Source organism: Lacisediminihabitans sp. H27-G8 (genome assembly GCF_046156175.1).
In the GTDB taxonomy this organism is placed as follows: Bacteria; Actinomycetota; Actinomycetes; order Actinomycetales; family Microbacteriaceae; genus Lacisediminihabitans.
The window spans coordinates 417,197-441,522 of the sequence record NZ_JAYLVL010000003.1 but is presented as its reverse complement, the minus strand read 5'-3'; the positions used below and the strand labels follow the sequence as shown (position 1 = coordinate 441,522).

Below are 24,326 nucleotides of genomic sequence, written 5' to 3'. Positions count from 1 at the left end.
GCCGGGCCGCGCTACCGTGGGGCGATGGCTATCAGGGGGTTTCGGCAGGCGACGGCGCCGTCATCCCGCATCGCACCGCTCCACCTCGATGCGTCACAACAGGCCGTTCTCGACCTTGCAGACGCCTCCTCGGCGGCCGTCATCGGCGCGCCGGGTTCGGGCAAGACCGCGACGCTCGTGGAGTTGGTGGCCCAGCGTGTGGGGCAGCGCGGTTTTGCTCCGGAGGAGCTTCTCGTTCTCACGTCCAGCCGCACGACGGCGACACGGCTGCGCGACATCCTGGCGCTACGGATCGGGGTGCCGACCAACGGTCCGATCGCCCGGACCGTCAATTCCCTCGCCTTCGAGATCGTCGGCAACGCCGCTCGTGCCGCCGGGGTCGACGCCCCGCGCCTGGCGACGGGCGGTGACCAGGACAGCGACATCGCCCAACTCATCGACGGCCACCTCGAGGACGGATCGGGTCCGTCCTGGCCCGACCAGCTCGGCCCGGCGGTTCGACGCCTGCGCGGATTTCGCACCGAGCTGCGCGAACTGCTCGGGCGTTCCACCGAGTACGGTGTCACGCCGCAGCGTCTCCGCGCACTCGGCGTAGAGCGGGACCGGCCCGAATGGGTCGCCGCCGCGGACTTCTTCGCCGACTACTTCACCGTCGTGAGCAGCTCCCGTTCCAACCAGCTCGACTCGACGGAGCTCGTGCAGTTCGCGATCGCGGCGCTCGGGCGAGGGGAGGGCGGTGCGGCTGTCGATCGGCTTCGTCTCGTGATCGTTGACGACCTGCAGGAGGCCACCCGCTCCACGATCGGGTTGCTCGCCGCGCTCGCCGCCCGAGGGGTGACGGTGATCGCCCTGGGGGATCCGGATGTCGCGGCCAACGCCTTCCGCGGCGGGGAGCCGGACTCTCTCGCCCGCCTCGGCATCCTGCTCGGCCTGCCCCACCTCGCTACCCTCACCCTGTCGACGGTGCACCGGCAGGAGCCGGCGCTGCGGGAGTTCACCCGCCGCATCACCGATCGGATCGGCACGGCCGGTGTGTTCGGTCAGCGAGAGGCACTCTCCGCCGCTACGGGGGCCGGTGCTGCGGGAGCCCCTCTCGCACCGGTGCTGAAGGTTCTCGCCGAGAGCCCGGCGCGCCAGTGGGCTGCCATCGCGCGGCAGCTTCGAGAGCGGCATCTGCTGGACGGGGTCGACTGGAACCGCATAGCGATCGTCGTGCGCAGTGGATCCTCCGTGCCCCAGATCGCCCGGGCCCTCGCGCTCGCCGAGGTGCCGACCCGCACCTCGGTGGGGGGTCGTGCGCTTCGTGACGACCACGCCGCCCGGGGACTTCTCACCGTGGTGGATGTCGGAGTCGGCCGCACCCCGCTCGATCCGACGATCGCCGCGGAGCTTCTTCTCGGCCCATTCGGCGGTCTCGACAAACTCGCGGTGCGGCGGCTGCGCCTCGCCCTCCGCGCGGAGGAGCTGGCCGGGGGCGGCACCCGATCGAGTGATGAGCTTCTCGTCGAAGCTCTCGGGGCGCCGGGCCGGTTCGCCACCATCGACCATCGCGTCGGGCGCAACGCCGATCGACTCGCCCGCACCCTCGACACCATCGGCATCGCGGGATCGGAGGGGGCGACCATCGAAGAGCTGCTCTGGCTGGCCTGGGATCGCAGCGGTCTCGCGCACGAGTGGTTCGCTCGCGCCACCAGCGCGGGTATCGCCGCCGACGAGGCCAATCGCGACCTCGACGGTGTTGTCGCCCTCTTCACCGCGGCCAAGCGGTTCGTCGAGCGACAGCCCGGCACCGCGGCGCAGGTGTTCCTCGACGGGGTGCTCGACGCAGAGGTGCCCGAAGACACTCTCTCTCCGCAATCACTCGCCGACGCCGTGCTCGTGACCACCCCCTCCGGAACAGTCGGGCTGGAGTTCGACGTGGTGGTCGTCGCGGCCCTGCAGGACGGCGTCTGGCCGAACCTGCGCCTTCGCGGCTCGCTGCTTTACCCGCAAGAGCTCGTGCGGGTGATGACAGGCCTCGGCGATGTGCCGCTCGACGAGCGACGGCAGGTGCGCGACGACGAGCTGCGGATGTTCGCGCTCGCCGTCTCCCGCGCCCGCCGGCAGGTCATCCTCGCCGCCGTCGACAACGAGGACGAGTCGGCAAGCGTGCTCTTCTCGCTGGCACCGGGCGACACCGAGACCGTGGAAACTGCAGCACTGCGCCCGCTCTCGCTCCGGGCCCTCACCGGTCGCCTTCGGCGCGAGCTCGCCACGAGCCGGCGCACCCCGGCGGAGCGCGCGGCCGCGGCATCCGCTCTCTCCCGGCTGGCACTGGAGCGGATCCCCGGCGCCGATCCCGAGGACTGGCACGGGCTCCGAGAGGTCTCGACTGCGGATCCCGTCTTCGCTGCCGACGAGCAGGTGCCGGTCTCCCCATCACGGTTGGAGGCCTTCGAGGACTCGCCGGTGGACTGGTTCATCGACTCGGTGTCCGGCACCCAGTCGAGCACCGCGATGGGGCTCGGAACGATCGTGCACTGGGCGATGGAGACGGCGACCGATCCGACCGTTGATGCGGTCTGGGGCGCTATCGAGGGTCGCTGGGGGGAACTGGCTTTCGAGTCGCCGTGGCTCGCCGAGCAGCAGAAGCGGGCAGCGCGGATCCTTGCTGCCGGGGTCGCGGAGTACCTCGCGGACTTCGCCCGTGATGGCAAGCTCCTCGTGGGGGCGGAGAGCCGGTTCTCGATCGACATCGATCGGGCAACCGTCAACGGCTCGATCGACCGGGTGGAGCGGTCGGCCGACGGCTCGGTGGTGATCGTGGACCTCAAGACGGGCAATCCGATCGTGCCGCAGCCGAAGATCGACGCGCATCCTCAGCTCGGCACCTATCAGCTCGCCTATGTGCAGGGCGTCCTCGACGAATTCCTCGACGAACTCGGTGAGCACCGGGCCGGCGGGGCGAAGCTGCTCTTCGTGAAGAAGGGAACACGGGGCAAGCTCTATCGAGAGGGCAGCCAGGCGCCGCTCGACGAGCAACAGCTCGAGGGATTCCGCACCCGCATTCGCCAGGCGGCCATCGGCATGGCGGCCGCGGCCTTCGACGGCGCCCTCGACCTGGACGCCTGGGGGTCTTTCGACGTCGGTACGAAGAAGTTGCATCGCGTGAGGTCGGTGGCCAGTGACTGAGGCGCCGTACGTTTCGGCAGACGAGATTGCGGATGCCCTCGGCCGACCCCGGCCGACCGCCCAGCAGCGCCGGGTGATCGAGTCCCCGCTCGCGCCGGCGCTGGTCGTCGCCGGCGCCGGCAGCGGCAAGACCGAGACCATGGCGAACCGCGTGCTCTGGCTGCTCGCCAACGGCAGGGTGGCAGCGGGGCAGATCCTCGGACTCACCTTCACCCGCAAGGCCGCGGGGGAGCTCTCGGTGCGCATCCGGGAGCGCATCGACCAGCTTCATCACGCCGGCCTGCTCTCCGAGGACTACGACGAGTTCGATCCGCCGACCGTGGCGACCTACAACTCCTTCTCCAACCGGATCTACCGCGACAATGCCATCCTGCTCGGCCGGGAGAGCGATGGGCCGGTGCTGGGCGAGGCATCCGCCTGGCAGCTGGCCCGCACCGTGGTGATCGGTTCGACCGATGACCGCCTGCCTGGCCTCGGCAAGAGCGTCGACACCGTGACGAAGGCGGTGCTCGCCCTCGCCCACGCGATGAGCGAGAACCTGGTCGACCCGACGGATGTCACGAGCTTCGCCTCCCGCTTCGCTGGGCTCGTCGACCTGCCGCCGGGCGGCCGCGGCGCCTACGAGGACGTCGCCGTGCTCGCATCCACCGTCGGGGCGCTTCCCGTGCTCCTTGACCTGGTGGCCCGGTTCGACGCGGCGAAGGTACGCCGGGGGTTCGTCGAATACTCCGACCAGGTCTCGCTCGCCCTCACGATCGTGCGTGACGTTCCGCGGATCGCCGACGAACTCCGCGAGCAGTACCGGGTCGTTCTGCTCGACGAGTACCAGGACACGAGCGTGGTGCAGACCCTGCTGCTCTCCGAACTCTTCGCCGGGCTGCCTGTGATGGCGGTCGGCGATCCCAACCAGTCCATCTATGGATGGCGGGGGGCGAGCGCCGCGAATCTGGACGGCTTCGCCCGCCAGTTCGACGCCGCTCCCGACGGGCAGTTCGCGCTCACCACGTCCTGGCGCAACGGGCACGACATCCTCGCGGTCGCCAACGCGATAGTGGAACCCTTCCGCGGCGCCGGCGCTGCAGCTCGCTCCGGCGTCGATCGGCTGGAGGCTGGGGCTTCGGCGACCGCCGTGCCGGTGAGGGTCGTCGTGGAGGAGACCCTTCCCGAGGAGGCGGAAGCCGCCGCCCGGTGGCTGCGGGAGCGCCTGGACGTGCCTCACGGCACTACTCCGCCCACGGCCGCAATGCTGTTTCGTGCGCGCAAGACCCAGGGCGCATTCATCGAGGCGCTGCGGCGCAACGGGGTGAAGTTCCACGTGCTCGGCATCGGCGGCCTCATGGCCGAGCCAGAGATCGCCGACCTGGTCTCCGCCCTCGCCGTGGTGAACGACCCCACCGCCGGCTCGGAACTGGTGAGACTGCTCGCCGGATCGCGCTGGCGCCTCGGCGCGAAAGACCTGCACGGTCTCGGCCGGGTCGCCTCCTGGCTGCGGGACAGGGACTATGCCCAGCGCGCCCTCGACGACGATGTGAAGGAGGCGCTGCGGGCATCCGTCGCCGAATCGGAGGGCGGGTCGATCGTCGACGCCCTCGATTTCATCGCGACAGCGCGCGCCGGGCACAGCCAGCTCGAGCGGTTCAGCGCGGTGGGCCTCGAACGCCTCCGGGATGCCGGCCGCACCTTCGCCCGGTTGCGCGCGCGCGCGGGGCTCGACCTGCTCGACTTCGTCACCTTCGTCGAGCAGGATCTGATGCTGGACATCGAGGTCGCGGCCAATGAGACCCGATCGCTCGGAGCCGCGACCATGGAGGCTTTCTTCGACGCCCTCGGCGGCTACCTGGCCGTCGACGAGTCGGCCAGCCTCGGAGGCTTCCTGTCCTGGCTCCGGGAGGCTGAGTGGCGCGACAACCTCGCGCCGCGCCCGGAGGACCCCGAGCCGGGCACGGTGCAGCTGCTCACCATCCACGGGTCGAAGGGTCTGGAGTGGGATCTCGTGGTGGTTCCGCGTCTCGTCGAGGGTGAGCTTCCGGGCTCTCCTCGCGAGGGATCGAACGGATGGCTCGGCTTCGGCATGCTGCCCTACGACTTCCGGGGCGATGCCGCAGAGCTGCCGCGCTTCGATTGGACGACGGCCACGACGCGCAAGGAGCTCCTCGACAGCCGCACGGTGTTCAAGGCCGAAGTCCAGGAGCGTCACGACGAGGAGGAGCGCCGCCTCGCCTATGTCGCCGTCACCCGTGCGCGGCACTCCCTGCTGCTCACGGCGTCCTTCTGGGCGACCCAGTCCAGCCCACGCCGTCCGAGCCCTTTCCTTCGGGAGCTCGAGGCCGGGGGGGTGATCGGTGAGCTGCCGCTCGAGAGTGAGCACACGGAGAATCCCCTTGGCGACGAGGCGAACCTGTTCCGCTGGCCGATGGATCCCCTCGGTGGTCGCCGTGACGCGGTCGAAGCGGCCGCTCGACTGGTGCGCGAGTCGGTGCCGGGAGCCGAGGGCTCGTGGGGAGTCGAGCTCACCCTCCTGCTCGAGGAGCGGCAGCGGCGCATCGACGCGGCCGGGGTCGTCGACCTGCCCACCCGGGTCTCGGCGTCCCGATTCAAGGACTTCGTGAGCGACCCGGCCGGGGTCGCGGCATCCCTGCGCCGTCCGATGCCGGAGCGGCCGTACCGCGCCACCAGGCTCGGCACGCTCTTCCACGAATGGGTCGAGCAGCGCTACGGAGTCCACGGCACGGCGGAGGAGCTGGATGCCGTCGCGATCGAGCTCGACGGCGACGAATCGGTGCCGGGCGACCGGGTCGACCCCGACGGGCTCGCCACGCTCCGGCAGACCTTCGAGCGCTCCGAGTTCGCGACGCTCATCCCCGAGGAGGTCGAGATCGAGATCCACCTGATCCTCGATGGCGAGGTGATCGTCTGCAAGCTCGACGCGGTCTACCGGGTCGACGGGCGCTATCGCGTGGTCGACTGGAAGACCGGAAAGGCGCCGCGGGATGCGGCGGACCTCGAGTCGAAGCAGCTACAGCTCGCGCTCTACCGCCAGGCCTTCGCGGAGTGGAAGGGCATCGACCCCCTCCTGATCGACGCGGTGTTCTACTACGTGACTGACGACCGCATCATCCGTCCCGAGCGCATCTACGACCGCGACGAACTCGTTGCGCTCTGGCGCACCGTCGCCCGCTGAGGAGGGCACCGGGCTGCGTGGGCGCGCCGGGTGGCTAGGGACTCGGCGAGACCTGGCTCTGCCTCGCCACGATCGCGGCCGCAAGGGCGTCGATCGGTTCGCGGGCGGATGTCGGGTTGTCGAGCAGGCGGAAGTCGATGTCGCCGAGCTCCGGCAATGCGAACGAGCTCGGAAGCTGCACGAGGTCGGGCGGGATCAGACTCTGCGGGAAGGCGGCGATCCCGATTCCGGCACGGGTCGCGGCGAGCACGCCGTTGATCTCCCGGACGTTGCAGGTGATGCGCCAGGTGCGTCCGACCGACTCGAGCGCGGTGATCGCCGCGGTGCGGCTGAGACTCGGTGCCTGATAGGCGATGAGCGGCACGGGTTGGCCGGCTTCGAGACTGAGGTTTCGATGCCCGACCCAGACCAGCCGGTCGCGGCGCACGAGGCGACCACCCGGGATATCGGGCTCCTGTTTCACGAAGGCGAGGTCGAGTTGGCCCGCGAGCAGTCGACGGGTGAGGAATCCGCTCTGGTTCACGGTGAGCTCGAGGTTGATGTGGGGATACAGCTGACGGAAGTCGCGCAGGATCTGTGGCAGTTGGGTGAGAGCGAGATCGTCGGCCGATCCGAAGCGCAGCCGACCGCGCATCGCCGAGCCGGTGAAGTAGCTCGAGGCCTGCTCGTGGGCGGCGAGGATCGATCGGGCGAAGCCGAGCATCGCGTCGCCGTTGTCCGTGAGCCGCACCTCACGGGTGTCGCGCAGCACGAGATTTCGACTAGCGGCCACCTCGAGCTTGCGGATGTGCTGGCTCACCGTCGGCTGGCTCAGGCCGAGCAGCTGGCCGGTGACCGTGAAATTGAGCGTCTCCGCCACCGTGACGAAGGTGCGGAGCAGCACCGGGTCGAACATCCGCACCTCCGGGGTTGCCGACAGCATCATTGATAAATCGAATGGGACTTATAGTCTCGATTCTATTCCCGAATGACTGCGCCCCGCCGTAGCGTTGAAGCGACCATACGAAACCATGTCGAGCAGTGCAGGACCCCTTTCCGCGTGACCACCGAGACGTCCACCGCCATCCCGCCCACCGAACCGATCCCGGTGCTTCTCGAACGACCACGCTGGCGCGACACCTTCGATTCGCTCCGGGTCTTCAACTATCGCCTGTACGTGATCTCGCAGGTGCTCTCCAATACCTCTGGCTGGATGCAGAAGATCGCGACCGACTGGCTCGTCAATGAGTTGACACACAATGTCGCTCTCGTCGGAGTCACCGTGTTCCTGCAGTTCGCCCCCGTTCTCCTCTTCGGCGTCTGGGGCGGCGTCATCGCCGACCGGGTCGATAAGCGGCGGCTCATGATGGTGACCCAGTCCACGACGGCGCTCCTGTGCGCGGTTCTCGGTGCCCTGACGATCGCCGGAATAGTGGAGGTCTGGCAGGTGTGGGGGGTCGCCTTCCTGCTCGGGATGGTCGCCGTCGTCGAGGGACCCGCGCGTTCGGCCTTCGTCAATGAGATGGTCGGGCATCGCCGCCTGCGCAATGCCATCAGCCTGAACGCGTCGATCTTCCACCTCGGCGGTCTGCTCGGCCCGGCGATCAGCGGCGTGCTCATCGTTCTGGTCGGCTCTGGCTGGTCGATCAGCGTCAACGCGGTCGCGGCCATCGTGGTGGTGGTGACCCTCGGCTGCATGCGGGTGCGCGAGTTGCTCCCCTCGCCACGGGCCAACCGGTCGAAGGGCCAGATCCGCGAGGGTGTGAAATACGTGATCGGCAAGCCGACCATCTTCTGGCCGATGGTGATGCTGGCGTTCGTCTCGACCTTCGGAATGACGCTGCCCGTGCTGCTGGTCGCCTTCGCCGACAACGTCTATCAGACCGGAGCGGCGGGCTACGGGCTCTACAGTTCCGCTGCGGCGGTCGGTGCGCTCACCGGCGCCGTGCTGTCGACGCGGCGGATGAATGTGAGATTGCGCACGATCATGTTCGCCGCCGGCCTCTTCGGCCTCGCGCTGGTGCTTGCCGGCAACTCTCCCTGGGAGCCGCTCTTCCTCGTCTTCCTCGTGGGCATCGGTGTCACCCGGCTGCTCTTCGCCACCGGAGCCGAATCGATCGTGCAGCTCTCCACCAACCGTGCCATCCGGGGCCGGGTGATGTCCCTCTACTCCATGGTGATGCTCGGCGGCCAGGCACTCGGCGGACCGATCAGCGGCGCCATCGCCGATCGTTTCGGGGTGCAGACCGCGATGACGGTCGCCGGAGTGATGCCGGCGATCGCCGCGATCGTCATCGCTATCGTGCTTGCGCGGTCGGGGCGCTTGGCGCTCCGCATCCGCATCCGCCGCTCCGGCAGGTTCGTCGCGATCGAACAGCGGGGCCGGGCGGCCTGAGGGGCACCGAGCGGACCGCGTCCCGGTCGTCGGTAGCTTTCTTTACGTTCTCTCAGAAACGTACGCAGGGCATTCAGCCTGCTCATACAGCTTTCATAGCTTGGGCGGCCAGTTTGCGAAAATGACAATTCGCAAACCCGTGGTGATCAACAGCGTGCTCGCCGTGGTGATCATCGGCGCACTCGTTGGCGCCTATTTCTTCGTGTTCCCGGTGGCCGATTCTTCGAGCACGGCGACCCAGCTCACTTCAACGGTGCAGCAGGGAGTGGTCAGCAACACCATCACGGCGAGCGGATCGGTGGCGCCCGTGTCGGAGGCGATCGCCTCCTTCGCCGTCTCGGGCACGATCGCCTCGGTGAATGTCTCGCTGGGCCAGAGCGTCACCGCCGGCCAGGTGCTCGGCACCCTGCAGACGGCGCCACTGCAGCAGACCGTGAACAACGACTCCACGCTGTACTCGCAGGCCAAGTCGCAATATGCCAACGCGGTGTCGGCACTCACCGCGACCCAGTCCGCGCCGGCCACTCCGAACAGCTCCGCGGCCCAGACCGTCTCGAGCATCAACAGTGCCAAGCAGCAGGTGGCCACCGCTCTCGACCAGGTGACGACGAGCTCCCAGAACCTCGCGAGGGATGAGGCGAATCTGGCGGCTGCGACGCTCACCTCTCCGATTGCGGGACTGGTGGTCTCGCTCAGCGGTTCGGTCGGGCAGGCCGCGGGTTCCGGGTCGAGCTCCTCGTCGTCATCCGGATCGAGCTCGGGATCCGGCGGTGGAACGGCATCGAGCGGCACGTCGAGCGGCGGTTCCTCCTCTGCGAGCTCGGGCTTCGCCACGATCGCCGATGTCTCGGCGATGACCGTGAGCGCCAGCATCGCCGAGGCGGACATCGCCGCCGTCACCGTCGGCCAGAAGGCGGTAGTCACCTTCCCGGCCGTGCCGGGGGAGACGGCCGACGCCACGGTCACGGCGATCGCACCGACCGCGACGACGAGCAACTCGGTGGTGACCTACGCGACCACCATCACCCTCGCCTCGATCACCGCCGGCCTGCGGCTCGGCCAGACGGCGTCGGTCGCGATCACCACGAAGAGCTCGGCGGCCGATGCGCTCTATATTCCGGCGGCCGCGATCACCACCGCGAACGGAGTGTCGACGGTCAAGGTGGTCGGCAGCACCGGAAAGGTCACCCCGGTCACCGTGACCCTCGGTATCGTCGGAAACGCGGGGACGCAGGTCCTCACCGGTCTGAAAGCGGGCCAGACTGTGTCGCTCGGCGTGGTCATCCCCACGACGACCGGCACCGCAGGCACGGGTCGCACCGGGTTCGGCGGCGGAGGTGGCGGGTTCGGAAACCGCACGGGTACCGGAGGAGGCGGATTCGGCGGCGGTCCAGGCGGCGGCGGTACCGGCGGCGGCACCACCGGCGGCACGGGCAACCGGGGCGGCAACTGATGTCGCTCTACGATGACCGTGCCGCGGATCCCGTCGTGCAGCTGGCCGACATCACGCAGGTCTACGGCACCGGGGACGCCGCTGTGCACGCACTTCGCGGCGTCAGTCTCGACGTGGCGCAGGGCGACTACGTGGCGATCATGGGACCGTCCGGATCGGGCAAGTCCACCCTGATGAACGTGCTCGGATGCCTCGATGTCGCGTCATCCGGTACCTACACGCTTGCCGGCAATGACGTGAAGACACTCGACGAGAACGCCTTGGCACGCATCCGCAACCAGCAGATCGGCTTCGTGTTCCAGTCATTCAACCTGGTGCCGCGGATGTCGGCGCTCGCGAACGTGGAACTGCCTCTCGTCTACGGTCGAGTCGGCCGGGCGGAACGGCGGGAGCGCGCCCTCGAAGCCCTCGAGGCGGTCGGGCTCGGATCGCGCGCCAGCCATCAACCCCAGGAGCTGTCGGGAGGGCAACAGCAACGTGTCGCCATCGCCCGGGCCCTCGTCACTTCCCCGACTCTCGTGCTCGCCGACGAACCGACCGGAAACCTCGACAGCACCTCGACCGACGAGATCCTCGAGATGTTCAACCTGCTGGCGCTCGAGGGGCGAACGATCATCGTCATCACCCACGAGGCGCATGTCGCCGAACAGTCCCACCGGGTGATCACCCTCAGCGACGGCCTCATCGTGGCCGACCGCACCTCGGCGCGCATCCATGCTGCGGGGGTGCGACCGTGAGCGTTGCCGAGATGATCCTGTCCGCCCTTCGCGGTATCACGGCGAACAAGCTGCGATCGATCCTCACCCTGCTGGGGGTGATGATCGGTGTCGCCTCCGTGATCCTGCTCCTCGCAGTGGGCAATGGTTCCGCCCAGACCGTGAACTCCGCCATCTCGCAGCTCGGCACCAACACCCTCACCGTGCGCCCGACGGGAGGGGGGAGCGGAGCAAGCTCGACGAAACAGATCACCACGACGGTCGGCACGCAGATCCAGGCGGCGAGACTCGGGCACGTGAAGGAGGTGATCCCTCAGGTATCGGGCAGCCTCACCGTGGCCTCCACCACAGCCTCCGAGACCTCCATCTCGGTGATCGGCACGACGCCCGCCTACTTCACGGTCGGCACCAATTCGGTGTCATCGGGCTCGGCGTTCACCGCGGCCGACGTCACCGCATCGGCGAAGAATGCGGTGATCGGGCAGACCCTCGCCACTGAACTGTTCCCCACTGGTTCGCCCCTCGGCCAACAGGTGACCGTGGGGGGAACCCCGTTGACCATCGTCGGAATCCTCGCCCAACAGGGCAGCGTGGGATTCAACGACCCGAACTCGGTGATCATCGCCCCGATCAGTCGCATCCAGGCCTCGTTCACCGGATACGGCGCGGTCAGTTCGCTGACCGTCGAGGCGAAGAGCGCCGATGCGGTCGCGGCGGCCCAGGGCGAGGTCGAGGTGATGCTCAACCAGTTGCTCGGAACGACCACCGCGAATGAGCCGTACACGATCATCAACCAGGGCTCCCTGTTGCAGACCGCCGCCACCAGCGCGGCGAGCTTCACGGTGCTCCTGGGCGCCGTCGCGGCGATCAGCCTGCTGGTCGGGGGCATCGGGGTGACGAATGTGATGCTCGTGACGGTCACCGAGCGCACCCGTGAGATCGGAATCCGCAAGGCTCTCGGAGCGACTCGCGGGGCGATCCTCGGCCAGTTCCTCGCCGAGGCTGCGACGCTGACCCTGCTCGGCGGTGTACTCGGTGTCATCGTCGCGCTGATCGGGGCACAGTTCCCCGTCAACGGCACGCAACCGGTCGTGCTGTCGTATTCGATCCCGCTGGCTCTCGGAGTCTCCGTTGCCATCGGCGTGTTCTTCGGGGTCTATCCCGCGGCGCGCGCCGCCGCGATGCGACCCATCCAAGCACTGCGGGCGATCTGACCCGCCACACCGCCAGACCACACAGCACGACCACCTAGCCAGACCAGAGAAGAAGGATCCCATGTCGAACGATTTTGACTCCACCCCACCACCCGCGTTGCCGCCGAGCGAACCGGCGGCGAAGATCGCCGCCCCGGCACCCCGTCGCAAGTGGCTGACTCCGACGCTCGCGCTCGTCGCGGTACTGGTTGTCGGGCTGTTCGGAGGGGTGCTCATCGGGCACGCCACCGCCTCCTCCGCCCAGGGTGCCGCGGCGGGCGGATTCTCCCGGGGGCCGAACGGGGGAGCTGGGGGAGCCGGAGGCACCGGGGGCGCCGGCGGCCCCGGGTTCGCCGCTGGTGGTTTCACCTCGGGCACGATCGTCTCGATCTCCGGCACGACCATGGTGCTCAAGGCCCAGGACGGCACGACGAAGACGGTCACCACCTCGGGAACCACGCGGGTCAGCAAGACCTCCACCACGACGTTGTCTGCGCTCAAGGCCGGGCAGACCGTGACGGTGATCGGTGCGGCCGGCTCGAACGGCGACATCGCCGCCACCAGTGTCTCTGAGGGTGCTCGCGGCTTCGGGGGGCGTCCGGGCGGCGGCGCCGGAGCCGGCAGCGGACCCGCGGGAACCACGCCCTAGCGGAGACACCCGCCGGGCAGGCTCAGGAGCGCTGGTCGCGATCCAGCATGGCCTCGACCTCATCAACGGCCATCACCGGCATGGTGTTGTGGCTGAGGGTCTGGTCGAGGTCGTTCTGCACGGTGTCGACCAGGCCGTGCAGCATCTGCACCGCATCATCCACGATTTCGGTGCTGCGTTCCTGGGTGCCGTGAAGCAACCACTTGGCGATCTCGAGCTCGGCATAGAGCATGGCGCGATGCTTCACCTGGCGGTCGCTCGATCCGCGCGCCTCGTTGTACGCATCGAAGGCGGCCTCGGCGACATATCCGCCTCGGGCGCCGAGGAGCCAGTACAGGTCGCGCGCCGGATCCCCGATGCTCAACGACTGCCAGCCGAGCAGTCCGGTGACCTCGTCGTCGGAGCTGAGGAAGGATTCAGCCGAGAGTCCGCCGTTAATCACGGTGGGTGCGAACTGCCAGAGCGGACCGTCTTCGGTGGCCTTCTCCCACCGGCCGAGCAGCGCGGCGGGCACCAGGTTCGTCGCGCTCGCCCGATCCATGATGGTGATCGTCGAGCGCAGGATCTCCGCGGGGCTGAGCACGGGAAGACCGGCGTCCGCGACGAAGCTGGTCGGAAGGGTGTGGATCGCGGCGATGGCTCGACCGAGAGACGGGGCGAGAGGGCTGCCCTCGGAGATCGCGGCGAGATCGACGGGAGACCCGTAGACGAAGTCGTAGACGACGGCACGGGTGCCGCCGATCGGCGTCTGGCCCGCGTAGTTCGACACGGCGAACGGCAGGCGGGCGCGCACGCCGGTGCTCAGCGCGCGCAGGGAGACGAGGTCTGCCGACTGCTCGGCTTCCGCGCGCTCAGAGGTGGGAACACGGATGATCCAGTGCGCGCCGTCGCGTGTGGTCAGCAGCGCCGACTCGAAATCGCCATGGGTACCCGACCCGAAACCACTGGCCTGAGCGACATCGAGTCCGGCAACAGCCGAGGTTGCGAGCGCGGCTAGAGTGAGATGGGATCTGGCCATACCTCACAGGGTAGGTCGTCCTCCGGCGGCCGGTGCCGAACGCCACGCCTTTCCCGCCCCCTTCGATGATTGGTGCCCCATGTCAATCGACCCTGTGTCTACAGACGCTGGTTCGCCGTCCTATCTCTCCCCCCTCCCCGTGTCGGCGTTGCCGCTCTCGCGCCACGGCCTCGACCGCGACTATCTCTCGCGCAGCGACCCCGACCTGTTCGAATCCCTTCGTCGCGATCCGCGGATGCTTCAGCTCGTGCTCTGGAAGGGCAAGGCGCTGCTCGACCCGAGTGGCGCGCTCGACCTTCTGCCCCACGATGCCGAAGTCGATTCCGCACTCCGGTTGTACCTGGGACGTTCGGTCGGATCGGACTCGCCGGATGATCCGGTGGTCGCCGTGATCGTGGACGACGCCGCCGCGGCGTCCTTCGCGTCGCCGGAGTCCGAGCGGTGGGGCGATCTCCGAGCACTCGGCAGCACCTTCAGCGATCGCGACGCCGGACTGTTCACCGCCGCGCTCGCGCTCGCCAACTGGCACGACTCGCACCCCTTCTCCCCGCGCACCGGCATGGCGACCGTCTCCGGCCAGGGTGGCTGGGTGCGCACCGACACCGAGAGCGGGCGCGAGGTGTTCCCCCGCACCGATCCCGCCATCATCGTGGGGATCGTCGATGCCGAAGACCGGATCCTGCTCGGTCACAACGCGATGTGGCCGGCCAATCGCTACTCTCTCCTCGCCGGTTTCGTCGAGCCGGGGGAGTCGCTCGAGAGTGCGGTCGCGCGCGAGGTGTTCGAGGAGTCGGGCATCCGTGTGGTCGATCCCGTCTATCTGGGATCGCAGCCGTGGCCGTTCCCGGCCTCGCTGATGCTCGGCTTCATGGCCCGGGTCGATCCGGCCCTGGAGTCGATCCTCACGCCGGATGGCGCGGAGATCCTCGATCTGCGCTGGTTCAGCCGCGACGAGCTCACGGAATCCCTCGATGACATCGGCCTTCCCGGCCATACCTCCATTGCCCGGGCGATCATCGAACACTGGTACGGCGGTCCCATCGCCGACCGTCGGCAGTGGTGAGCTCCGCCGAATCACTGCTCGAAGCCCTCGATGACGAGCAGCGCATCGCCGCAGAGACCCTGCTCGGTCCGCTGTGCATGCTCGCCGGGGCCGGCACCGGCAAGACTCGCGCCATCACGCATCGCATCGCCTACGGAGTCGCGACCGGGGTCTACGCCCCCGACCGGATCATGGCGCTCACCTTCACCTCCCGGGCTGCGGCGGAGCTGCGGGGGCGGCTGCGCCAGCTCGGGGCCACCGGCGTCGCGGCGCGCACCTTCCACGCCACGGCTCTCTCCCAGCTCGGCCACTTCTGGCCGGAGGTGATCGGCGGCCAGATGCCGCGGCTGCTCGACAGCAAGGGCCGCGTGATCGCCCAGGCCGCCGAGACGCTCCGACTCAAACTCGACACGGCGACGCTCCGCGACCTCGCCGCGGAGATCGAGTGGCGCAAGGTGTCCCGTCTCACGCTCGACCAGTACGCGGCGGTGTTGCCTCAGCGCGTGCTGCCCTCGGCCCTCGACGCCGACAAGATGGTCGCCATCCATCGCGCCTACGAATCGGTGAAGGATGAGCGCCGCCAGCTCGACTTCGAGGACGTGTTGCTCGCAACCGCCGGCATGATCGAGGCCGAACCGCGGGTCGCCCAGCAGGTGCGCGAGCAGTACCGCTTCTTCGTCGTCGATGAATACCAGGACGTCTCGCCGCTGCAGCAGTCGCTTCTCGATCTCTGGCTCGGCGACCGGCAGGATCTCTGCGTCGTCGGCGACGCGAGCCAGACGATCTACTCCTTCGCCGGCGCATCCGCCGACTTCCTCCTGGGATTCCCCACTCGCTTTCGCGAGGCCGCGGTCGTCAGGCTCGAACAGAACTACCGGTCGAGCCCGCCCATCGTCGGCCTGGCGAACCAGCTGATGCGCGGTCGCCCCGGAGCATTGGCCCTTCGAGCCTCGACCGGTACCCCGGAGGCGGCGGCGAAGGCCGCGCCAACGGTCACGAGCTTTCCGAGCGAGGTGGCCGAGGCCCGGGCGATCGCGGACCAGGTTGCCGCGGCGATCGCGGGTGGGGCTCGTCCGCAGGACATCGCCATCCTGTTCCGCATCAACGTGCAGTCCGCGCCGCTCGAGGCGGCCCTCGCCGACGCCGGGGTGAGTTTCCAACTGCGCGGGGGAACCCGCTTCTTCGAACAGCAAGAAGTGAAGCAGGCGCTGATGATGCTGAAGGGCGCGGTCGTCGGCGCGACGCGCGAACCCCTCTTCAAGACGGTCAGCGACGTGCTGCGTTCCCTCGGCTGGACCCAGGACGCCCCCGAGGTGCGCGGTGCGGTGCGGGATCGCTGGGAATCCCTGAACGCGCTGATGGGGCTGGCCGAGGCATCCGCCGATGGCACGTCGCTCAGGTCGTTCGTCGACGAGCTCTTCGAGCGTGCGGCCAGCCAGCATGAGCCGACGATGGCCGCGGTCACCCTCGCGACCCTGCATTCCGCGAAGGGGCTCGAGTGGGACACCGTGTACCTCGTCGGGCTGAGCGACGGCTACCTGCCGATCACCTACGCGAAGACGGAACGAGCCGTCGAAGAGGAGCGTCGCCTGCTCTACGTCGGCATCACGCGCGCCCGCCGCCGCCTGCACCTGTCGTGGTCGTCCGGCTCATCCGGCCGCGGACCCGACCGCCGCGCTTCCCGCTTTCTCGCCGGACTCGCATGAGCCGCGTAGCGGGAACCGGTCGCGACGGAAGAGAGGGCATCTTCGGCGCCCGCTATCTCTGGGTGACCGTCGGCAGCAGCGCGCTCGTCTTCCTCGCGGCCTTCGAATCCCTCGCGGTCACCACGATCATGCCGGTCATCAGCCGGGATCTCGACGGTGCAAGCCTCTACGCCCTCGCCTTCGCCGGTCCGCTCTCCACTGCCGTGATCGGCATGGTGATCGCCGGCAACTGGTCCGATCGTTCGGGACCGGTGCTGCCGCTCTACGTGTCCGCCGCGCTCTTCGGTCTCGGTCTGCTCGTCGCCGGAAGCGCGCCGACCATCGGTGTCTTCGCCGCGGGTCGTCTCGTGCAGGGGTTCGGGAGCGGCGCGATGACCGTCGCGCTCTATGTGGTCGTCGCCCGGCTGTATCCGCCGGCGCTGACGCCGCGCATCTTCGCCAGCTTCGCCGCCGCCTGGATCGTGCCCTCGCTCATCGGGCCATTCATCGCCGGCCTCGTCGCCCAGCTCTGGAGTTGGCACTGGGTGTTCCTCGGGGTCGTGGGGCTCGTGGTCGTCGCCGTTGTCATGCTCACCCCGGCGACGCGGATGCTGCGACTTCAGCCGCCGGAACCCGGAACGGCCGCGTGGAACCCCGGTCGCGTCGGGTGGGCCGTGCTCGCGGCGGTCGCGGTGCTCGTGGTCAACCTGTCGGTCGACATCGGCGGGCCCGCCGCCGTTCTCGTTCCGCTCGCGGCGCTGCAGCTGGCTGTGGTGGCGGTACGCCCGCTCCTGCCGCGCGGAACGCTCACCGCCCGCCGTGGACTGCCCACCGTCATCCTGCTGCGCGGCCTCGCCTCTGCCTCGTTCCTCGGGGCCGAGGTCTACCTGCCCTACCTCCTCGTGCAGCAATACGACTTCTCGCCCACCTTCGCCGGCCTCGCGCTCACCGGATCGGCGCTGGCCTGGTCGGGCACCTCCTGGCTCCAGGGTCACCTCGGCGATCGCCTGCGCCCGGCGACGGGAATGAGCGTCGGCATGTGGCTGGTGCTCGCGGCAGTGATGGTCGCCTTCGCCTCGGCTGCCCTTCATCTGAATCCGGCCGTGATCATCCTGGGCTGGGTGGTCGGCGGCGGGGGCATGGGGCTCGTCTACCCGCGCACCAGCGTCATGACCCTGGGTCTCTCGCGCACCGCGGAGCAGGGTTTCAACAGCTCGGCGCTGTCCATCTCGGACTCTCTCGGCGCCGCCATCGCCCTCGCGCTCACCGGGGTCGTCTTCGGTGCTCTTGACCGGGCGGGATCCTCCGGCGGCTCCCTCGCCTTCGCCGGCAGCTTCGGCATCGCGGTGCTGTTCGCCGTCGGGGCGGTTGCGGTGGCCAGGCGGGTCGTGCCGCGAACGGCTCAGGCGGTGAGCGAGGCGCAGCCGCAGTCCGGGTGAGTCTGCCACTCCCGCAGCATCCGGTCGCCCGTCGCCGCATCGATCTCGATCGATGTCAGCGGTTCGATGCGGTGCACGACCCGCTGTGCGAGCACGAGGCGCGCCACGGTCGTGGCGACCTCCTGGGCGACGAGGGATGAGTCGAGAACGCTGCGCCGACGCCAGAGTTGAGAGGCCATCGCAGGCCAGGCCGGATCGGCGTCCGTGTGATGGCGTTCCAGGCAGTGCAGACAGGGTCCGGCTCCCGGTCGGATGATCGGACCGATGCGCACAGTCTCGTCGCCGATCACCACCGCGAGGTGAGGGATGTCGCGGCGCAACCACCTGCCGTGATCCTCCGGTTCGATCACGAAGTGAGCCACGATCACCGCGATCTCGGGTTCGGCGTCCGGCTCGTCGGGGATCAGGGCCATCCCGGCCGCCTCGAGCATGGCGCGGATGCGGCGCGTGGTCTCTCCGTCGCCGCTGACCAGCGCCGAGGTGGGCCCCAGCCTCGGCGCCAGGTGTTCGAGCGCCGGCGCAAGGGTGCGCATCAGGGCGTCGAAGGCCGGGTCGTCCAGGCCCGCCGATCGGCCGATCATGCGGGCTCCCGTGCCGCTCACCCCCGTGACGAGCGCCGCGATCACCCTCTCGTCGGCGGGGGAGACCGCCTCGAGCACCACGCGAGGATGGTCCAGCCCGAACTGAAGGCTCTGGGGGGTGCGCCAGATCAGCGGGAGGCGGGGATCGAGTCTGAGGACCATGCACGCAATGGTGCCCCGACCGGTGCGCCGGCGTCGCGCGCCATCCACAGGTCGCCGACAGTCAGCGCTTCGGGTCCTCGGCGGTTCCGTCGTCGGCCTCGTGCGGGCGATCGTCACGGTCGTCGTTGAGCAGGTCTTCGATCGCCTGGTCGATGTCATCGGCCGAGACATCCGGTCCGGAGAGCCTCGCAATGAGCGCGCTCGGGTCGTCGATGTCATCGGAACCGGGAAGCAGGTCGGGGTGCGACCAGAGCGAGTCGCGCTTCTCGTCGCCGACCTCGTCGGTGATCTTCTGCCACATCGCCGCAGCCTCGCGCAGGCGGCGAGGCCGAAGCTCCAGCCCGACGAGCGTGGAGAACGCGGATTCTGCCGGGCCGCTGGCAGCGCGCCTGCGGCGAACGGTCTCGGCGATGGCATCGGACTTCGGCAGGCGGGCGGTGGCCTGGGCGGTCACGACATCCACCCAGCCTTCGATGAGGGCGAGGACGGTCTCGAGGCGCCCGAGGGCCGCGAGCTGCGACTCGGACTTCGGCGGGATGAGCGCTCCGCTCACCATCGCCTCACGCAGCTCTTCCGGGTTGGAGGGATCGAAGTCCGCGGCGAGCTGCTCGAGTCGATCGGTGTCGATGCGGATGCCCTGGGCGAACTCGGTGATCGAGGTCATCAGCTGCAGCCGCAGCCATTTCGCGTGACGGAACAGCCGGGCGTGGGCGAGTTCCCGCACCGCGAGGTAGAGCTGAACCTGGTCACGCTCGATGTCGAGCCCGGCACCGAACGCCGCGACGTTCTGCGGCAGGATCGCGGCCTGCTGGTCCGAATCCGTCAGCGCGCCCAGCAGCGGGATTCCGATGTCGCCCCCGGAGACGACCTCGCCGGCGAGCTGCCCGACGACCTGGCCGAGCTGCATCGCGAAGAGAGTGCCGCCGACATTGCGCATCAGCTTGGATGCGCCTTCGATCATTCCGGACATCTCTTCTGGCGCCTGGTCGCGCAGCACCTGGGTGAGCGAGTTGGCGATGCTGAGCGCCACGGGTTCTGCCAGTTGCGTCCAGATCGGCATCGTGGCGGTGATCCACTCGGTGCGCGACATCAGACGAGGGGTGGAGGTGAGTTCGGAGACGTAGGTCGCCTCGTCGAGCCAGAGCGCCGCGACGTGGAAGGCCTGCTCTAGCGACGAGCGATCGGCCGGGGTGGTGGCCACGACGTCTTTCGCGGCCAGCGTCTTCGCCTGCTCGAGAGCGAGATCCCAGTTGATCCCGTCACCGCTCGACTGCATCGCGCTCTGCAGTTGCCCGATGAGGTTGCGGATCATCTCCGGGTCGTTCGGCAGCCCCGCAGCACTGGCGAGGCGCGCGGGATCGATGTCTCCGTTTCCGGAGAGGAACTGGCTCAGCATGTCGCGGAATTCGTCTTCCGGGTTCTGGGCCGAATCTTCAGGCATGGCAACTACGCTAGCCGCTGCACGCTGCTTGCGGTGTGTGTATCGAGTTCGTCGCGTCAGGCTGCTCTGCGCCCGTGGCGAACAGCTCCACAGAAAGGACCCCGGTGGCACTGTTCATCGACGACCGGCAGGGCCCGGGGCGATCTCCGGCCCGACGTCGCATCACCGTGCTGGGCTGGATCCTGCTCGGAGCCGCCGTGTTCGGCACCCTCGCCTTCACGCTGGTTCCCGCGCCCTACGTGATCGAGCAGCCGGGACCGGTCTTCAACACCCTCGGCACGGTCGCCAACGGCAGCAAGCAAGTGCCGATGATCGAGATCCCGGGTCAGAAGACCTACGCGACCGCCGGGGCGCTCGACATGCTCACGGTGAACATCGCCGGAAGCCGCGAGCAGCCGCCGAGCTGGTTCGAGGTGGCCCAGGCCTACCTCGACTCGAGCAAAGCCGTGCTGCCGGTGGATGCCGTGTACCCGGTGGGCACCTCGGTCGAACAGTCGAACGCGCAGGCGACGGTCGACATGCAGAACTCCCAGAAGGATGCCGTGGCCGCGGCCCTCACTCATCTCGGCTACACCCTGCCCGCCTCCCTCACGGTGGGCGGACTGTCGCCCAAGTCGCCATCGACGGGCATTTTGCAGAAGGGCGACACGATCGTCAGTGTCGACGGCCACGCCACGGACAGCGTTCTCGGTCTCCGCGCGATCATCGCCAAGTCCGGCGCGGGCACTCCCGTGAACATCGCCATCGAGCGCGGGGGAGTACAGGAGACCGTGAAGGTGACGCCGGAGATGAGCGGCGGATCGGACTCCGTGCCGATCGTCGGCATTTTCCCGGCCATCGTCTACAGCTACCCCTTCGATGTGAAGATCCAGCTCGAGAACGTGGGCGGACCGAGCGCCGGCCAGATGTTCGCTCTCGGCATCATCGACAAATTGACGCCGGGAACGCTCAACGGCGGAGCGAAAGTCGCCGGCACCGGCACGATCGACGGCGCTGGCGTTGTCGGGCCGATCGGAGGCATCCGCCAGAAGCTCTACGGGGCTCGGGCCGCAGGCGCCACCTGGTTTCTCGCCCCCTATTCGAACTGCGACGAGGTGACCGGGCACATCCCCAGCGGCATCCGGGTGCTCGCGGTCAAGACGCTCGACGACTCCCTCGCCGCGCTGAAGGCGATCAAGGCCGGCTCGAGTACGAGCGGCCTGCTCAGCTGTCCGACGAAGTGATGCCGAAGCGCCCTCCCAGACCAAGCCCTTAAGATGGGCACGCATCGCATTCGCCATAAGCCAGGAGCAGTTTCGTGACGTCTACCCCCACCGAAGAACGCCGACCTGCATCGCGATCAAGAGTGACCCTCCTGATCACCCTTGCTGTCGTCGCGGTCCTCGTCATCCTCTTCTTCATCTTCGCGAGCCTCTACACCGACTGGCTGTGGTTCGAACAGCTCGGCTTCCTCAAGGTGCTCACCACCCAGTGGGTTGCCAGCACCGTCATGTTCTTCATCGGGTTCTTCGCCATGGCCGTTCCCGTGCTGGCGAGCATCGAGATCGCTTTCCGCGGTCGACCGGTCTACGCCAAGCTCAACGCGCAACTCGACCGCTACCAGCAGGTGATCGAACCTCTTCGTCGCCTCGCGATGTGGGGGATCCCCGCCGTGCTCGGACTCTTCGCCGGAGTTGCGACCTCCTCCCGGTGGCAGTTGGCGCTCGAGTGGATCAATGGTGTGCCCTCGGGCAAGGTCGATCCGCAGTTCAAGCTCGACATCTCGTTCTACCTCTTCGCGCTGCCCTTCTATCAGGCGGTCGCCGCCTTCGCCTCGGCGGTCGTGCTGATCTCCGCCATCGCCGCGATCGCCACCAGCTACCTCTACGGAGCGCTGCGATTCAACGGTCGTGAGGTGCGCATCTCGCGCACCGCCCGCATCCAGCTGGCCGTCACCGGCGCGATCTACCTCGCCATCCAGGCCGTGAGCATCTGGCTCGACCAGTACGCCACCCTGAGCACGAAGACCTCGAGCACGCTCTTCGAGGGTGCGTCATTCGCCGATGCGACCGCGGTCATCCCCGGTCGCCAGATCCTCGCGGGGATCGCCGCCGTCGTCGCGATCCTGTTCGTCATCACCGCGGTCATCGGCCGCTGGCGCTTTCCGCTCATCGGCACGGCTCTCCTGCTCGTCAGCGGGCTGCTCATCGGATCGGTCTACCCCTGGATCGTGCAGAAGTTCCAGGTCGAGCCGAACGTGCGCACGCTCGAAGCGCCATACATCCAAAGAAACATCAATGCGACGAGGGATGCCTACGGTGTCGCCGGAGTGCAGGAAGAGGCCTACTCGGCCAAGACCGACGCGCAGCAGGGCGCGCTGCGCAACGACGCCGAGACGACGGCCTCGATCCGAATCATCGATCCAGCCCTCGTCTCGGATGCATTCGCCCAGCTCGAGCGCATCAAGCAGTACTACCAGTTCAACAAGTACCTGGATGTCGACCGCTACACGATCAACGGCAAGTCGCAGGACACCGTGATCGCCGTGCGCGAGCTCAACCAGTCCAACACCAATGCCGCTCCGAGCTGGTACAACAACACCCTCGTCTACACCCACGGTTACGGCGTGGTCGCGGCCTACGGCAACCAGCGCTCGAGCGAAGGACTTCCCGTGTTCCTGGAGTCGGGCATCCCCGTCACCGGTGATCTCGGCAAGTTCGAGCCGCGCATCTACTTCGGTGAGGAATCACCGACGTACTCCATCGTCGGCGGGCCGAAGGGTGGAAGCAAGGTCGAACTCGACTACCCGGCGGGGGATGCGAACGCCAACCAGAACGCCACCACCACCTTCTCGGGCAACGGCGGGCCGAAGCTCGACAACGTGTTCAAGAAGCTGATCTACGCCATCAAGTTCCAGTCGGAGCAGATCTTCCTCTCCAACGGCGTGAACGACGAATCGCAGATCCTCTACACGCGAAACCCCGTCGACCGCATCCAGAAGGCGGCGCCGTACCTCACGCTCGACAGCGATCCCTATCCTGCAGTGGTCGACGGTCGCGTGCAGTGGATCGTGGACGGTTACACGACGAGCGCCAGCTACCCGTATTCGGCGATCCAACAGCTCAGCAGCGCCATCGCCGACACCTATACGCCCACGCCTCAACTCGCGCTGGATGACATCAACTACATCCGCAACTCGGTCAAGGCGACGGTCGATGCCTACAGCGGCAAGGTGACGCTCTACGCCTGGGATGACAAGGATCCGATCCTCAAGACCTGGCAGAAGATCTTCCCGTCGACGGTGAAGCCGATCAGCGCGATCTCCTCCGACCTGATGAGCCACGTGCGCTACCCGGCGGACCTGTTCAAGGTGCAGCGCGAGATCCTCGGTACCTATCACGTCACCGATCCGAACACCTTCTACTCCTCGAGCGACGCATGGATCACGCCGAACGACCCGACGAAGGCAGCCGCAACGGCTCGCCTCCAGCCGCCGTACTACCTCACGATGAAGCTCCCGGGCGCATCGGAGTCGGCGTTCTCGCTCTACTCCACCTACATCCCGAGCTCGAAGGGGGCCGGCACGAGCAACATCCTCACCGGCTACCTCGCGGCCAACGGGGATGCCGGCAACACCAAGGGAAAAGTGGCCAGCGGCTACGGCAAGCTCACGCTTCTGGCCCTGCCCAAGCAGAACTCGGTGCCCGGACCCGGTCAGGTGCAGAGCAACTTCAACACCGACACGGATGTGGCCAACCAGCTCGCGCTGCTCCAGCGCGGCAACACCACAGTCGATCTCGGTAACCTGCTGACCGTGCCGGTCGGTGGCGGGCTGCTCTACGTGCAGCCGGTCTACGTGAAGTCGAATGCGGAGACGAGCTACCCGATCCTGCGAAAGATCCTGGTGTCGTTCGGTGACAAGGTGGCGTTCGAGGACACACTGGATGCCGCCCTCAACTCGCTGTTCGGGGGAGACTCCGGGGCGAGCGCGGGTGACGGCGGCGTGACACCGACGCCCACACCGACACCGGCCCCCGGCACGGGCACGGGCACGACCGATCCCGGCACCGGCAACGGCGTGTCGAGCGCGGCGCTCAAGGCCGCTCTCGCCGACGTGCAGACCGCCCTCACGGCTCGCGCCGCCGCGCTCAAGTCGGGTGACCTGGCCGCCTACGCCACCGCGGATGCCGCTCTGGTGACGGCCCTGAACAGCGTGTTCGCACTGGAGAAGTAAACCGACAT

General features: G+C 68.2%; 16 protein-coding genes. 12 read left to right on the top strand and 4 right to left on the bottom strand.

Annotated elements, in window-relative coordinates; translation table 11 throughout:
- Positions 1-24: 24 nt before the first annotated feature.
- Together VLI63_RS11415 and VLI63_RS11410 are read left to right on the top strand one after the other, a co-directional pair.
- Entirely contained in the window at positions 25-3,171 is a 3,147-nt protein-coding gene (locus VLI63_RS11415) for an ATP-dependent helicase (RefSeq protein ID WP_409156973.1), read from the top strand.
- A complete protein-coding gene (locus tag VLI63_RS11410) occupies positions 3,164-6,352 on the top strand; it encodes a UvrD-helicase domain-containing protein (RefSeq protein WP_409156972.1) in 3,189 nt (1,062 codons plus the stop codon). The genes VLI63_RS11415 and VLI63_RS11410 overlap by 8 nt, the downstream gene beginning before the upstream one ends.
- A 34-nt stretch (positions 6,353-6,386) precedes the next feature.
- Here the strand turns inward: VLI63_RS11410 and VLI63_RS11405 are convergent, their stop codons facing one another.
- Complete coding sequence (locus VLI63_RS11405) at positions 6,387-7,247, bottom strand: LysR substrate-binding domain-containing protein (protein ID WP_409157243.1); 861 nt, start codon at positions 7,245-7,247, stop codon at positions 6,387-6,389.
- Between the two features lie 144 nt (positions 7,248-7,391).
- Between VLI63_RS11405 and VLI63_RS11400 the strand changes: the two genes are divergently transcribed.
- The 5 genes from VLI63_RS11400 to VLI63_RS11380 all read left to right on the top strand — a co-directional run bounded on the left by VLI63_RS11400 (position 7,392) and on the right by VLI63_RS11380 (position 12,737).
- On the top strand, positions 7,392-8,726 hold the full coding sequence (locus tag VLI63_RS11400) for an MFS transporter (RefSeq protein ID WP_409156971.1): 1,335 nt from the start codon (positions 7,392-7,394) through the stop codon (positions 8,724-8,726).
- A gap of 121 nt (positions 8,727-8,847) precedes the next feature.
- Entirely contained in the window at positions 8,848-10,179 is a 1,332-nt protein-coding gene (locus VLI63_RS11395) for an efflux RND transporter periplasmic adaptor subunit (RefSeq protein ID WP_409156970.1), read from the top strand.
- Positions 10,179-10,916, top strand: a complete 738-nt coding sequence (locus tag VLI63_RS11390; protein ID WP_409156969.1) for an ABC transporter ATP-binding protein — start codon at positions 10,179-10,181, stop codon at positions 10,914-10,916. The genes VLI63_RS11395 and VLI63_RS11390 overlap by 1 nt, the downstream gene beginning before the upstream one ends.
- Positions 10,913-12,109 carry an ABC transporter permease gene (locus tag VLI63_RS11385; RefSeq protein ID WP_409156968.1) on the top strand — a complete coding sequence of 399 codons (1,197 nt, stop codon included), beginning with the start codon at positions 10,913-10,915 and terminating at the stop codon, positions 12,107-12,109. The genes VLI63_RS11390 and VLI63_RS11385 overlap by 4 nt, the downstream gene beginning before the upstream one ends.
- A gap of 61 nt (positions 12,110-12,170) precedes the next feature.
- Positions 12,171-12,737 (top strand): hypothetical protein, encoded by a 567-nt coding sequence (locus VLI63_RS11380; RefSeq protein WP_409156967.1) that lies wholly within the window; start codon positions 12,171-12,173, stop codon positions 12,735-12,737.
- Positions 12,738-12,759: 22 nt separating this feature from the next.
- On the opposite strand, the gene VLI63_RS11375 is transcribed toward VLI63_RS11380, so the two are convergent.
- On the bottom strand, positions 12,760-13,755 hold the full coding sequence (locus VLI63_RS11375; protein WP_409156966.1) for a phosphotransferase: 996 nt from the start codon (positions 13,753-13,755) through the stop codon (positions 12,760-12,762).
- Between the two features lie 94 nt (positions 13,756-13,849).
- Between VLI63_RS11375 and nudC the strand changes: the two genes are divergently transcribed.
- The 3 genes from nudC to VLI63_RS11360 are packed head-to-tail and all read left to right on the top strand — an operon-like array spanning position 13,850 to position 17,921.
- Positions 13,850-14,818, top strand: a complete 969-nt coding sequence (gene nudC, locus VLI63_RS11370) for an NAD(+) diphosphatase (protein WP_409156965.1) — start codon at positions 13,850-13,852, stop codon at positions 14,816-14,818.
- Complete coding sequence (locus VLI63_RS11365; protein WP_409156964.1) at positions 14,812-16,503, top strand: ATP-dependent helicase; 1,692 nt, start codon at positions 14,812-14,814, stop codon at positions 16,501-16,503. Before nudC ends, VLI63_RS11365 begins: the two co-directional genes overlap by 7 nt.
- Positions 16,500-17,921, top strand: coding sequence for an MFS transporter (locus VLI63_RS11360; RefSeq protein WP_409156963.1), 1,422 nt, complete (start codon positions 16,500-16,502; stop codon positions 17,919-17,921). Before VLI63_RS11365 ends, VLI63_RS11360 begins: the two co-directional genes overlap by 4 nt.
- On the opposite strand, the gene VLI63_RS11355 is transcribed toward VLI63_RS11360, so the two are convergent.
- Positions 17,885-18,664: a hypothetical protein gene (locus VLI63_RS11355; protein WP_409156962.1), complete on the bottom strand. Its 780-nt coding sequence runs from the start codon at positions 18,662-18,664 to the stop codon at positions 17,885-17,887. The two genes, VLI63_RS11360 and VLI63_RS11355, sit on opposite strands and share 37 nt — an antisense overlap.
- A 61-nt stretch (positions 18,665-18,725) precedes the next feature.
- Positions 18,726-20,105, bottom strand: a complete 1,380-nt coding sequence (locus VLI63_RS11350) for a zinc-dependent metalloprotease (protein WP_409156961.1) — start codon at positions 20,103-20,105, stop codon at positions 18,726-18,728.
- 104 nt (positions 20,106-20,209) lie between these two features.
- On the opposite strand from VLI63_RS11350, the gene VLI63_RS11345 reads away from it, so the two are divergent.
- Both VLI63_RS11345 and VLI63_RS11340 read left to right on the top strand, forming a co-directional pair.
- On the top strand, positions 20,210-21,328 hold the full coding sequence (locus tag VLI63_RS11345; RefSeq protein ID WP_409156960.1) for a PDZ domain-containing protein: 1,119 nt from the start codon (positions 20,210-20,212) through the stop codon (positions 21,326-21,328).
- Positions 21,329-21,402: 74 nt separating this feature from the next.
- Positions 21,403-24,318, top strand: coding sequence for a UPF0182 family protein (locus VLI63_RS11340; RefSeq protein WP_409156959.1), 2,916 nt, complete (start codon positions 21,403-21,405; stop codon positions 24,316-24,318).
- Positions 24,319-24,326: the final 8 nt, after the last annotated feature.

Excerpts from the sequence above, each read along its gene's own strand:
- VLI63_RS11415 (WP_409156973.1), top strand. The coding sequence starts at position 25 with ATGGCTATCAGGGGGTTTCGGCAGGCGACGGCGCCGTCATCCCGCATC.
- VLI63_RS11405 (WP_409157243.1), bottom strand. The coding sequence starts at position 7,247 with ATGTTCGACCCGGTGCTGCTCCGCACCTTCGTCACGGTGGCGGAGACG.
- VLI63_RS11395 (WP_409156970.1), top strand. The coding sequence starts at position 8,848 with ATGACAATTCGCAAACCCGTGGTGATCAACAGCGTGCTCGCCGTGGTG.
- VLI63_RS11390 (WP_409156969.1), top strand. The coding sequence starts at position 10,179 with ATGTCGCTCTACGATGACCGTGCCGCGGATCCCGTCGTGCAGCTGGCC.
- VLI63_RS11380 (WP_409156967.1), top strand. The coding sequence starts at position 12,171 with ATGTCGAACGATTTTGACTCCACCCCACCACCCGCGTTGCCGCCGAGC.
- VLI63_RS11375 (WP_409156966.1), bottom strand. The coding sequence starts at position 13,755 with ATGGCCAGATCCCATCTCACTCTAGCCGCGCTCGCAACCTCGGCTGTT.
- VLI63_RS11360 (WP_409156963.1), top strand. The coding sequence starts at position 16,500 with ATGAGCCGCGTAGCGGGAACCGGTCGCGACGGAAGAGAGGGCATCTTC.
- VLI63_RS11355 (WP_409156962.1), bottom strand. The coding sequence starts at position 18,664 with ATGGTCCTCAGACTCGATCCCCGCCTCCCGCTGATCTGGCGCACCCCC.
- VLI63_RS11350 (WP_409156961.1), bottom strand. The coding sequence starts at position 20,105 with ATGCCTGAAGATTCGGCCCAGAACCCGGAAGACGAATTCCGCGACATG.